The 11,324-nt window shown below is 59.8% G+C and carries 11 protein-coding genes, 1 tRNA gene and 1 pseudogene; 9 read left to right on the forward strand and 4 right to left on the reverse strand.

The genetic code is table 11. The features are described from left to right. Positions 1-30: 30 nt before the first annotated feature. Complete coding sequence (ung, locus tag NJH59_RS10695) at positions 31-723, reverse strand: uracil-DNA glycosylase (protein ID WP_078480616.1); 693 nt, start codon at positions 721-723, stop codon at positions 31-33. Between the two features lie 129 nt (positions 724-852). Here ung and NJH59_RS10700 point away from each other — a divergent pair, with 129 nt between their 5' ends. Then, positions 853-1,959 carry an enoyl-CoA hydratase/isomerase family protein gene (locus tag NJH59_RS10700; protein ID WP_210014220.1) on the forward strand — a complete coding sequence of 369 codons (1,107 nt, stop codon included), beginning with the start codon at positions 853-855 and terminating at the stop codon, positions 1,957-1,959. 18 nt (positions 1,960-1,977) lie between these two features. Here NJH59_RS10700 and NJH59_RS10705 read toward each other — a convergent pair whose 3' ends face one another. After that, positions 1,978-2,391, reverse strand: a complete 414-nt coding sequence (locus NJH59_RS10705; protein WP_253086763.1) for a hypothetical protein — start codon at positions 2,389-2,391, stop codon at positions 1,978-1,980. 213 nt (positions 2,392-2,604) lie between these two features. Between NJH59_RS10705 and NJH59_RS10710 the strand changes: the two genes are divergently transcribed. The 5 genes from NJH59_RS10710 to NJH59_RS10730 all read left to right on the forward strand — a co-directional run bounded on the left by NJH59_RS10710 (position 2,605) and on the right by NJH59_RS10730 (position 6,538). Further along, entirely contained in the window at positions 2,605-4,074 is a 1,470-nt protein-coding gene (locus tag NJH59_RS10710) for a sensor domain-containing diguanylate cyclase (protein WP_123752822.1), read from the forward strand. A 25-nt stretch (positions 4,075-4,099) separates the two neighbouring features. Then, a complete protein-coding gene (locus NJH59_RS10715) occupies positions 4,100-4,321 on the forward strand; it encodes a cysteine-rich CWC family protein (RefSeq protein ID WP_078480620.1) in 222 nt (73 codons plus the stop codon). Positions 4,322-4,353: 32 nt separating this feature from the next. Next, on the forward strand, positions 4,354-5,046 hold the full coding sequence (locus NJH59_RS10720; RefSeq protein WP_043860084.1) for a 16S rRNA pseudouridine(516) synthase: 693 nt from the start codon (positions 4,354-4,356) through the stop codon (positions 5,044-5,046). Between the two features lie 320 nt (positions 5,047-5,366). Next, a complete protein-coding gene (locus NJH59_RS10725; RefSeq protein ID WP_043860083.1) occupies positions 5,367-6,251 on the forward strand; it encodes an alpha/beta hydrolase in 885 nt (294 codons plus the stop codon). A 213-nt stretch (positions 6,252-6,464) separates the two neighbouring features. Further along, positions 6,465-6,538, forward strand: a tRNA-Gly gene (locus tag NJH59_RS10730). Positions 6,539-6,916: 378 nt separating this feature from the next. Here NJH59_RS10730 and NJH59_RS10735 read toward each other — a convergent pair. After that, positions 6,917-7,729: a hypothetical protein gene (locus tag NJH59_RS10735; protein WP_253086764.1), complete on the reverse strand. Its 813-nt coding sequence runs from the start codon at positions 7,727-7,729 to the stop codon at positions 6,917-6,919. Between the two features lie 391 nt (positions 7,730-8,120). Here NJH59_RS10735 and NJH59_RS10740 point away from each other — a divergent pair, with 391 nt between their 5' ends. Continuing rightward, positions 8,121-8,768 (forward strand): TetR/AcrR family transcriptional regulator, encoded by a 648-nt coding sequence (locus tag NJH59_RS10740; protein ID WP_253086765.1) that lies wholly within the window; start codon positions 8,121-8,123, stop codon positions 8,766-8,768. A 158-nt stretch (positions 8,769-8,926) separates the two neighbouring features. Here NJH59_RS10740 and NJH59_RS10745 read toward each other — a convergent pair. Then, positions 8,927-9,031, reverse strand: a pseudogene (locus NJH59_RS10745) (DUF2188 domain-containing protein); the annotation flags it as partial. 241 nt (positions 9,032-9,272) lie between these two features. Between NJH59_RS10745 and NJH59_RS10750 the strand changes: the two are divergent. After that, on the forward strand, positions 9,273-9,644 hold the full coding sequence (locus NJH59_RS10750; protein WP_253086766.1) for a hypothetical protein: 372 nt from the start codon (positions 9,273-9,275) through the stop codon (positions 9,642-9,644). A gap of 78 nt (positions 9,645-9,722) precedes the next feature. Beyond that, positions 9,723-11,261: a hypothetical protein gene (locus tag NJH59_RS10755; RefSeq protein ID WP_253086767.1), complete on the forward strand. Its 1,539-nt coding sequence runs from the start codon at positions 9,723-9,725 to the stop codon at positions 11,259-11,261. Positions 11,262-11,324 lie beyond the last annotated feature (63 nt).

An 11,324-nucleotide genomic window follows, 5' to 3' on the forward strand; every position in this document is an offset into this window, starting at 1 on the left:
GAAACTGACAGAAATACCAGGTAGGTGCGCTTACAACGCCGGTAGCGCCCACTGCACCGGCGCCAGCCCGTGCTGTTCCAGAAACTTGTTGGCCCGGCTGAAATGCCCGCAGCCGATGAAGCCACGGTAGGCCGACAACGGTGAAGGATGCACCGACTTGAGCACCAGATGCTTGGTACCGTCGATCAGCACAGACTTGCTCTGGGCATGCTTGCCCCACAACAGGAACACGGTGGCGGGCTGGCGCTCACTGACCAGCTGGATGATGCGGTCGGTGAACGACTCCCAGCCTTTTTTGGCATGCGACGCGGCAATCGAGCGCTCCACGGTCATGGTGGTATTGAGCAGCAGCACGCCCTGTTCGGCCCAGCTCTGCAGGTAGCCGTGGTTCGGGATCGGGATGTTCAGGTCGCGCTGCAACTCCTTGTAGATGTTCACCAGCGACGGCGGCGCGGGCACCCCAGGCTGCACCGAGAAGCACAGGCCGTGTGCCTGGCCCGGGCCGTGGTAGGGGTCCTGCCCCAGAATCACCACTTTGACCTGGTCCAGCGGTGTGGAGTTGAGCGCATTGAAGATCAGCGGCCCCGGGGGATAGATCTCCTTGCCGGCCGCATATTCCTGACGCAGGAACTCACGCAGTTGCTGCATGTAGGGCTGTTCGAATTCGCCGCGCAGAGCGTCTTTCCAGCTCGGTTCGAGTTTGATGCGGTCATCGTTGGTCATGGGCACTCCCGTAGGCAATGGGGGCGGACACTAGGAAAGCTGCCAGCGCTTGTCAATCGATCCGACCGGCGACCGGCATGATCGCTGACAGTAGCCATACTTGTCGGGATAACCGCAGTGAGGTGGCCCATGGCCGTAGCGTTCGAAGTACTCACCGGCGTCGATGGCGCCCGCATCGGCGTTGCCAGCCTGGATGCGCCCCAGTCGCTCAACGCCCTGTCGTTGCCGATGATCGAGCAGTTGAGCACCCACCTGCAAAGCTGGGCCAAGGATGACGGCATCGTCTGCGTGCTGCTGCGCGGGCTGGGTGACCGGGCGTTCTGCGCGGGGGGCGATGTGCGCAGTCTTGTGGAGGCGTGCCGCGCACAGCCTGGTGAAGTACCGCCGCTGGCGGCGCGCTTCTTCGCCGCCGAGTACCGGCTCGACTATGACCTGCACCATTACCCCAAGCCTCTGCTGTGCTGGGGGCACGGGCATGTGCTGGGCGGCGGCATGGGCCTGCTGCAGGCCAGCACGGTACGCATCGTGACCCCGAGCAGCCGCCTGGCGATGCCGGAAATCAGTATCGGCCTGTACCCGGACGTGGGCGCCAGCTGGTTCCTGAACCGGCTGCCAGGGCGTCTTGGCCTTTTCCTTGGGCTGACCGGCGCGCCGATCAATGCACGCGATGCACTGGACCTGGGCCTGGCGGACCGCTTCATGGGCGATAACCAGCAGGACGAGCTGATTGAAGGGCTGTTGCAACTGAACTGGCAGGAGCAGACCGCGATGCAGCTCAACAGCCTGCTCAAGGCGTTGCAGCAGCAGGCGCTGGCCGAGTTGCCGCCGGCCCGATGGCTGCCACGCCGGGCGCAGATCGACGCGCTGCTCGATGTCAGCGACCCGGCCTGTGCCTGGCGGGCGATCGCACAGTGGCGCATGCACGACGACGAGGTCCTGGCCAAGGCGGCACGCACCCTCACCGAAGGCTGCCCGCTGACCGCGCACCTGGTGTGGCAGCAGATCGCGCGGGCGCGCTACCTGTCGCTGGGGCAGGTGCTGCAGATGGAATATGCGATGAGCCTGAACTGCTGCCGGCATCCGGAGTTCAGCGAAGGGGTACGCGCGCGCCTGGTGGACAAGGACCAGACGCCGCATTGGCATTGGCAGGAAGTTGCTCAGGTCCCCCAGGCAGTGGTGCAGGCGCACTTCAGCAAGGCATGGGAGGGGCGGCATCCGCTGGCTGACCTTGTGTGAAGCCAGCGAATGCGATGTTTACCGGTGCGAATTGCGATCGCCCCAGCCGTTGTCGCTGCGACCCCGGTCACGCCCATGATCGCGCCCATGGTCATTGTCCCGCCCCTGATGCCACTGCTGCCCCTGACCATAGCGCGGGTTCTGGTAGTAACGCCCTGGGGCGGGGCGCACATTGTAGTAGCCATGCCCCGGTACCGGGCGGTACTGAGGCACGGGCGCCGGGCGGTTGTAACGCGGCGCGGGGGCGTAATAGCGAGGCTGCGGCACCACGTAGTACCCCCTGTTATAGGGATAACCACGGTCGTAACCACGGTATTCATAGCGGTCCACGGTGTACACATCACTGCGGTAGTAGCCCTGGCCACCGTAATACGGAGCACAGGCGGTGGTCAGCACACCCAGCACAACAATCAGCAAAAGTCGGCGATACATGGCGGCCTCCCGGACCGCTGAACTGCACATCCCAGCGGCGCTGGTCGGCGTCGATCGGCAAGCGTTCATCGACATAGGCTAAGACCACCGAATCGACGTGCCGTGCGTTTTTCGAAATAAATTGTGACAAGGCCGATACCCCTGAAAATCGTCCAGTTATTTTCTGCGCGCCCCTCTAGAATAAGACGCATCGGTACCCGCCACGGATCTGCCATGCCGCTTCGTTACGCCCTGTTCTCGCAACGCTCGTTGATGCTGGCATTGCTTTTGTTGCTTGGCTGCGGCTTTCTGGCCACGTCGCTGCTCAGCTACTTTGCCTCGCGCAGCGAGATCCGCGACAACATCATCAACACCGAGCTGCCGCTGACCTCCGATACCGTCTACTCCGAAATCCAGCGGGACCTGGTGCGCCCGGTGGTGATCGCCTCGATGATGGCCCAGAACACCTTCCTGCGTGACTGGGCCCTGGCCGGCGAACAGGACCCGATGCCCATCACCCGCTACCTCAATGAAGTGATGGCGCATCAGAATGCCTACACGGCGTTTTTTGTCTCCGAGGCCAGCGGCATCTACTACCAGGCCAAGGGCGTACTCAAGCATGTCGACCCGCGCACCGAGCGTGACCGCTGGTACGCACGCGTCAAGGCGATGGACACGCCCTACGAGATCAACGTCGACCTGGACATGGCCAACCAGGACAAGCCCACCGTCTTCATCAACTACAAGGTGTTCGACTACCAGGGCAGGTTCATCGGCGCGGCTGGCGTCGGCCTGACGGTCGAAGCGGTGATCAGGCGCCTGAGCGACTACCAGTTGCGCTATCAGCGTACGGTGTATTTCGTCGATGCCAGCGGTCGCATCGTGCTCACCGGGTCTGCCGGCGGCCCCGAAGGCGTACACAGCGGGCTCACGCTGCGCGAGGTGCCAGCGCTGGCCGACCTGCAGCAGAAAATGCCCGTGCCGGTGGAGGGCAACCGCGAATACAACCATGATGGGCACAGCCACTTTCTCAATGTGCGCCTGATCCCCGAGCTCGACTGGTACCTGTTCGTCGACAAGCGCGACGGCACGGCCCTGGACAGTGCACGCCAGTCGCTGTACATGAACCTGGTGATCTGCGCGATGATCACCCTGGTGGTGCTGGCGCTGCTCAATGCGATGATCCGTCGCCATCAGGACAACATCCAGACCCTGGCAACCCTCGACAGCCTGACCGGCCTGCCCAACCGACGCGCCTTCGACCTGCTGGCGGCACAGGCCCTGCGCGACACCGAGCGCGAGCCCATGCCGCTGGTGGCACTGCTGCTCGACCTGGACCACTTCAAGGTCCTCAACGATACCCACGGCCATCTGGCCGGCGACGAAGTGCTGCGCCAGTTCGCGCGCATCCTGGAAAGCTGCCTGCGCCATACCGATATCATCTGTCGTTGGGGCGGCGAGGAGTTTCTCGTGCTGCTCAAGAACACCGACGCTGACGCCGCACGGGCGGTTGCCGAAAAGATTCGCCTGCGCACCGAGCAACTGGCCTTCGGCTATGCCGACAAGGTGCTCGACCTGACCGTGAGCATCGGCTTGAGCGCCCATCGGTCCGACGATACCTTGCACACCCTGATCGCCCGCGCCGATGATGCGCTGTACCGCGCCAAACAGGGTGGACGCAATCGCGTCTGCTCGGAACTGTAAAACGTCGCCCCCGGTAGCCACCACCATGAACGATACCCGCCTGTGCCCCGCCTGCGGCGCCAGCAACCAGTGCAGCCTCGCCGACCCGCGCAGCGCCACCCAGGCCTGCTGGTGCTACAGCGTGCAGATCGATCCCCGCGTGCTCGAAGCGCTGCCGGCGCATTTGCGCAACAGTGCCTGCCTGTGCCCGCGATGCGCCCAGGTCGATGCCCGATTGCAGGCAGCCAAGCCTGCGCCGAACCGTTAGACTGCGCGCCCACCTCTGTACGCCCAACCGCCATGCGCCTCGACCGTTTTCTCAGCAACCTGCCATGTTTCAACCGCCAGCAGGTGCGCCTGCTGCTGGTGCAACGACGGGTGCGGGTGGATGGCGTGGCCATCGCCGACCCGCACCATGAGGTACGCGAGTTCAGCCGCGTCGAGGTCGACCAGCAGGTGCTGCAAGCCGGGCGTGCACCGCGCTACCTGATGCTGCACAAGCCGATGGGTTGCGTCAGCGCCACCGTCGACCCGCAGCACCGCACCGTGCTCGACCTGCTCGACGAACCCGACCGGAACGACCTGCACATCGCCGGGCGCCTGGACTTCAACACCACCGGGTTGCTGCTGCTGACCAACGATGGCCAGTGGTCACGTCGCCTGACCCAGCCCAAGACAGGGCTGGCGAAAACCTACTACGTCGAGACCGAGCAGCCGATCACCGACGCCTATGCGCCAACCTTTGGCCAGGGCATCTACTTCGCCTTCGAAAACCTCACCACCCTCCCCGCCGAGCTCACCCTGCTGGGCAGCCACAGCGCGCGCCTGAGCATCGTCGAGGGGCGCTATCACCAGGTCAAACGCATGTTCGGCTTCTTCGACAACAAGGTCACGCGCCTGCACCGCGAGCGCATGGGCCCGCTGCACCTGGACCCGCAGCTGGCCCCGGGGCAATACCGTGCGCTGAGCCAGGATGAAATCCTGGCCATCTGACGCCACGACCGCTCGGCAAAAAAATCATCGATTGCGCCAACGGCACTTGCGGGTTGGCCGGGCGCCTGCTTGAATCCAACCGTCAGTCTGCATGTGACCAATCGGTCACGAACGCAGTCCAAGGCACCTTTCTGCAGGTGACCGGCGCCCCGAAGCGCTGGCGTCCGGCAGATTGCCCACCTAACAACAATACCCGTCGACCAGCCGGCAACGGATCGACACAGGGCCCCTCGTTTCATTTCAAGGCGTATGCCTACCTGTCATGAAGACCGGGCAAGCTTGCTTGCACGGATACCCTTTTTGCGCCAGGAGTCGATGACATGAGGCCAGAAATTGCTGTGCTGGATATACAGGGTCAGTACCGGGTTTACACGGAGTTCTATCGCGCGGACGCCGCAGAGAAGACGATCATCCTGATCAACGGCTCGCTCGCCACCACAGCGTCTTTCGCCCAGACGGTGCGCAACCTGCATCCGCAGTTCAACGTCGTGCTGTACGACCAGCCCTACTCGGGCAAGTCCCGGGCACACAACCGCAACGACCACCTGCTGACCAAGGAAACCGAAGGCCGGATCCTGCTGGAGCTGATCGACCACTTCGCCGCCGACCACCTGATGTCGTTTTCATGGGGCGGTGCCTGCACCCTGCTGGCACTGGCCAGCAAGCCGCGGCGCATTCGCAAGGCCGTGGTCAGCTCGTTCTCGCCGGTGATCAACGAACCGATGCGCGACTACCTGGAGCGCGGCTCGCACTACCTGCGCACCTGCGACCGCCAGCAGATGGGCAAACTGGTCAACGACACCATCGGCAAGCACCTGCCCTCGCTGTTCAAGCGTTTCAATCATCGCCACGTCAGCAGCCTGGCCGAGCATGAGTATGCGCAGATGCACTTCCACATCCATCAGGTGCTGGATCACGACCTTGGGCGGGCCCTGCGGGCCGCACAGGCCATCGACATTCCGGTGCTGTTCATGAACGGTGAATGGGACGAATACACCACTGCCCACGACGCCCGGCAATTTTCCCGGCACGTGCGCCACAGCCACTTCAGGCCGATTCGCAGCGCCGGCCATTTCCTGGACATGGAACACAAGGCGGCCTGCCGCGACACCCGCGAGGTGCTGCTGGAGTTTCTAGGCCCGCAACCGCGTGAAACGCGCTCCCCGTATCACTTCGTGCACGGCCAGCATGCGCAGGCCATCTGAGTGGTCGCGGCCAGTGTAGCGCCGGTGTGCAGCAGACCGGCGCTACGGCTCGCGAGCCGCCGATTGCAATAAGGGCTTCAAATCGTCTCGCGGTTCTGGTACAAAGTGCGCCTGAAAGCGGGTGTCGTATAATGGCATTACTCCAGCTTCCCAAGCTGATAACGAGGGTTCTTATTGGACACGCCGCTTCAGTGCACCGTGTAGGCAAAAAAAGCGGGTATAGTTGAATGGTACAACTATTGCTTCCCAAGCAATCGGTGAGGGTTCGATTCCCTCTACCCGCTCCACCTTCAGGCCAGTAATTCTGGGCCTTCCAGGGGAATCCCCGCCCCGAGGCTACTCAAGGCCTCCTAGCGCCCCTCTCGAATCAAGCTCTCCCAGACGCCTTCCAAAGAGTCACCAGATTTGGTGCACCGTCAGCTTCCTCCTGAGCGACGCCAAAAGCCCGATGCCCCCCAACGGCACCCAATATTTCCCTAAAAGCGCTTTTCGCTCCTAACTCCGAATCGTCTCCACGCTCGTCATCCTAACCATCGAAAGGCGATCTAAATTTTCGAATGGTAGTGAGCAGCCGGCCTACCCTTCCCCCTTCAAAAATCACCCTGAGATCGATCGGGTGCCAATCGCGATCACGACTGCAATCGCAACCTCAATTACCACCAGAATCACGATCTCGACCGATCACGCTCCCGCTGCCGATAGCGCTTCACGAAGCTGGCGTCGATCAGGTCATTGATCCCCAGCCCAAGTCCACAATTAACCAGCGAAGCCATCGAACTATCTGACAGTGAGAAGTGATCAGGAATAAACCCGATATTCGTCACTCTGTTCATATCAAGTTCTGCTTCGAACGCTTTCAGAAAGTCAGACAATCCTGGACGACGAGCTTCAGTTGCTGCACTTGCAGGAGAATCATCAGCAACAGTTACCGCATTAGCCGCATTAACACCAATCTGGGCAACCACCTTCGTTATAGAAGGCCAATACTTAAGGTCATATTGAAAGGTCAGGCTAGCCAACTTCTTCTTCACATGAGATCTGAAAAGCCCATTACCTTCAGAAGCATCTTCAACGACGTCCATAATTTGATAACAGGTATCACAGGAAAAACTGGACATCTCTTTAACTTCGGTGCGACGCGCGAGCAACTCCGAGAGTAACTCTGAAGCTTTCGCAATCCGAACATTTAACTCGTTGAGTTCCTCCCGATCCTCACGAGCCTCTTTGATCTTCTCAGGGCTCCAGGAGTAAACCGCCGACGCGAGCACATCGAAGAAAGACTTCAACGCTCTCGGCTCCTCAGCCAGCGCACCATGCAGCTCAACGTAGGTATCAGCGAGCTCTGTGGTGCGGCCCAGCATGCCCTCGATCCACCGGTTGATGCTGGGCCAGATTTCGTGCTCCACGTTGTATTGATAATCTTCACGCAATACGTTTTCACAAGCGTCGATTGAAATGGCACGCGCTCTGACATCCATTTTCACAGCCTCAGTTAGGGAATGGGCAGATGATAAGGCGCCCACCGCTAGGCGTCGGTACCTATCTCAAAAAAAATCCCCAAGCTACAGGTACGCCCTGAACGCTATGCAACAAGCAAAGCGCTGAGCACCATTCAGCCCACCAATGCGACAAACGCTGTCCGCCACTTCAACAGCACACACCAGGCAGAAACCAAGCAACACCCAAGCGATGGAAATCAAAAAGCCATCCATCTGTCCAGATTATCCCAAGACAACTACCACTTCATCCACCAAACCCTGCTGCCCAATCAGCTTTACTTTACAACCCAGTAAAGCCAATCATTCAAACATGGGTGGCGAATCGCATCTCTTTCAGTAACACTTAACCTATTCTGCACAGGTAACCGAAATGAACGTGGCCACTTCCTCCCCCGTCGACGACTTGCTCAACCCTGGCGAGAGCGCCTCACGCCCAATTCGGATTTTGGCCGCTGCGGGCAGGATGTTCATTGAGCACGGTTACGAAGGAACCAGCATGGAGGAGATCGCTAAAGCTGCGGCAGTGACCCGCCAGACCCTGTACAACCGCTTCCCCGAGGGCAAAGAGTCGCTTTTCGTGGCAGTCGCAGAGAGGATGTGGAAGGCCTTCCCCGTAATGAACGTGGCAACCGATGAGCGCGCGCTGGTCGATCCTAGGAGTGGCCTGATGCAGATAGGCACCGAATTCGCATGCTTCTGGTCTGGCCCGGCAGCTGCAGATTTCCTGCGCATGGTGATCATGGAAGGCCGTCGATTTCCAGTGCTTGCCGATCGCTTTGATGAGGTTATCCAGGCACCGGCAATGAGCGTCATCAGCGACTACCTGGCCGAACTGGCACGCAGAGGTGTTCTGGTAGTTCAAGAGCCAGCGACCGCTGCCCGCGACTTCATGGAGACGCTCGATGGTCGAGTTCTCTGGAAACAGGTAAGAGCCAACAGCGAGCCGCTTGCCCGCGAGGAGATCGAATATATCGTGGAGCGCACCGTAGATACCTTTCTGCGATCACTCCGGCACTGAGATCGTACAGGCCAGGCAGAAGATCGTTCAATGGCTGCAGGAAAGGCACCGAGCCACGAATGCCTAAAAAGACCACGCCGGGTCTGATGGCCCTTTAGGGACGACGAGAGAGGGCTCGGAGAGCCCCGCTCCCAGAGCTGCCAATTAAAAAGGTCAACTCACCCCTTAGGCGGATACGGATCGTTGCCGTACGAATCCCGCTCCCTGATCTTGTTATCCCTGCCGTGGATCAGCACTTCGCTCTTTTGGTTCTGAGCCAGTTGGTGGACAGGATCCTCGATCACAAGCGGGCCATTCGGATCATCAACGACACCCTGACCGACCTCTCGGATGTTAGCGGGATCCCGAAACCGATAGCCGACTCAAAACTCATTGCACCATACGTCAAATGGAAGAATCCCCATGCGTGAGTCAAATAATGGTTCCTCTGATGCTGGTTGTTCCAGTGTTGGAATATCCGGGGGTGATACTGAGGGTGGCTCGCCGCTTGAGGAGCTACGAGCCATGACACCAGCATTGGAATCAGCGAAGAAGCTGCGCCTGGTGGCCTTGGAGGTCATCGAATCAGGCCAAGACGTGCCCATGCGTGCCGGCAAGATAAACCTTGCATGGCTTGCAGGAACGGTCGGGCTTACCAGGCAAGTGTTCTACGCAGGGCGCGGCGGGCCGGAGCTGTCCCAGATTGCTGATCTTCTGCTGGAGCATGTGCGATCTCAGCCCTCAATGAAGGCCCATAGACAGTACGACAAGTCGCTGGCCAGTCTGCGAACCGAGATTCTGTTGCTCCGCACTCAGCTGAGGGAGGCCGAGCGGGCCTTGCAGCGCGCGGCCTTCCGGGAAGAGCTCATTCGGGCAGGGAGGATACTCACGTTTTAACTGGGCCCCTCGTGGGCACCGTTGCGCGACTATCGACCAAATTCTTTTCAGCCCCTTTCATCCAATGGTGTACAGCCAATGGCAAAGTACTACTTCGTCCGGAAAGTCACTCTCACGCTGAGTGGCGAACGGCAAATCCATCTCCTATCACTGGCTACCGGAACCTCCTTCAAAGCGCGGCTCGACCAGGAGCTGATGTCGAACCCAATATTCCCAGGGATGACCTATCGCGCGTCTATCGGTAGGCGCGGGAGAGGATTGATCATTGCCTCATTTGACTCCGCTTTTGGCGTGGGCATCGACGAATGCAAGGCGCTGGCGGGCTTCGTTGGTACTCAAAAATCCCTCCCCCTGTACGCACCGCCATCCGGGCTAGCCAACCTATTAGTTGAAGCTGGCCTGGTGGAAAAACGCAGCGTGCGACAGCTGCTTCACCATGAGAGTCAATTCATCCTCGGGAAGTATCTGGGCGATGGCCAGACCGCCCAGTTACAGTTCGCATGGGAGGATTACATGGCCTTCCAGATGTCGGTTCTGGGCTTTATGCGTCAAGGATTCGACCAAGCCACCGCGGAGCGGATGGTGACGTGTCTGTCGGTGGGCCCTGGCCACCTCCTGGCCTATCCGCCCACGGCACTGCCGTTTATGGAACCCGATAGCACCTCGGTTGTGCATTCAGGCTTCGAGTTGAGTCCTGCCTTGAGGCATGCCTGGGGGCTGCTGCGGTATCTGGAAGCGCAATCATTGGTAGACAACACCGCTGTTGAAGTAAGCGACCTCATTGTTCGGTTGTGTTCTGCTGAAGGATCTAGTGCTGTTGATGGACAAGGTGTTGTCGAGGGGGGCAGCGTTGTCGAAGGGAGCTTCAGCGGGGGATCGGATGATGTGATTGAGGCGATTCGACAGTGTGAGCACCGTGGCTGGATTGCAGCGACGGAGGGCCGTGTTCAGCTTGACGCCAACTATCGCCTGCAGAGCGCCGTACGCCATCATCTGACCAGGATCTGCGTGCCCTTTCACCCCTTCTACAGCGAGCGTGAGATTGAACATGCATTCAGCCGCTTGAGCGCGTTCACCCCAGACATGTTCGCTTTTGACATGCTCGACGAAGTGACCTTGGCACTGAATTCACGAGTGTTTCTCGTTCGATATGACGATATCAAAGCAGCCATCGAATTCACCCAGCAGTACTGCGCGGTGTCGGAGCTCTTGACGAACAACATTCCGACCTGGGTGACGGTCGCCAAGGCCAGGTGCGCGGCCTATGAAAACGAGTTAGGTGTTGCCCACATTCCGTTCTATGAAATAGCCCATGGCATCCATTCGCAAGCAATCGTCGTACATCAGCTCAATCAGTTGCCCTTGTTCGAGATTTTTCAGCTGCTGGCAGAGCTGGGAAATGTGGTGAATTTGGTTGCGCTGGTCGATGTCACCCTGCCGGGCAATGCAGCTGTTGATCAGATGTCTCGTTACTTCCCTACCGTTGATGTCCGCGTTCGTCAGCAAGGTGCTTTGCCGATCCAGCAATGCCTTGGGAAACTCTCCGAAATCGAGGCTCGGATCGATGCAGAGGACGTTCAGCGCATCGCGGTGATTGAATCGCCCCTGGTTTCGTAGACACCTCCAAGCCTCATAATGAGGCCCAAATAGGAGGTGCCATGAGTCGTCAGCGTTACCCCG

Source organism: Pseudomonas sp. VE 267-6A, from assembly GCF_024126555.1.
GTDB lineage: Bacteria > Pseudomonadota > Gammaproteobacteria > Pseudomonadales > Pseudomonadaceae > Aquipseudomonas > Aquipseudomonas palmensis.

Coding starts and splice junctions, on each gene's coding strand:
- ung (WP_078480616.1), bottom strand. CDS start 723: ATGACCAACGATGACCGCATCAAACTCGAACCGAGCTGGAAAGACGCT.
- NJH59_RS10740 (WP_253086765.1), top strand. CDS start 8,121: ATGAACGTGGCCACTTCCTCCCCCGTCGACGACTTGCTCAACCCTGGC.
- NJH59_RS10735 (WP_253086764.1), bottom strand. CDS start 7,729: ATGGATGTCAGAGCGCGTGCCATTTCAATCGACGCTTGTGAAAACGTA.
- NJH59_RS10725 (WP_043860083.1), top strand. CDS start 5,367: ATGAGGCCAGAAATTGCTGTGCTGGATATACAGGGTCAGTACCGGGTT.
- NJH59_RS10710 (WP_123752822.1), top strand. CDS start 2,605: ATGCCGCTTCGTTACGCCCTGTTCTCGCAACGCTCGTTGATGCTGGCA.
- NJH59_RS10715 (WP_078480620.1), top strand. CDS start 4,100: ATGAACGATACCCGCCTGTGCCCCGCCTGCGGCGCCAGCAACCAGTGC.
- NJH59_RS10720 (WP_043860084.1), top strand. CDS start 4,354: ATGCGCCTCGACCGTTTTCTCAGCAACCTGCCATGTTTCAACCGCCAG.
- NJH59_RS10700 (WP_210014220.1), top strand. CDS start 853: ATGGCCGTAGCGTTCGAAGTACTCACCGGCGTCGATGGCGCCCGCATC.
- NJH59_RS10750 (WP_253086766.1), top strand. CDS start 9,273: ATGACACCAGCATTGGAATCAGCGAAGAAGCTGCGCCTGGTGGCCTTG.
- NJH59_RS10705 (WP_253086763.1), bottom strand. CDS start 2,391: ATGTATCGCCGACTTTTGCTGATTGTTGTGCTGGGTGTGCTGACCACC.
- NJH59_RS10755 (WP_253086767.1), top strand. CDS start 9,723: ATGGCAAAGTACTACTTCGTCCGGAAAGTCACTCTCACGCTGAGTGGC.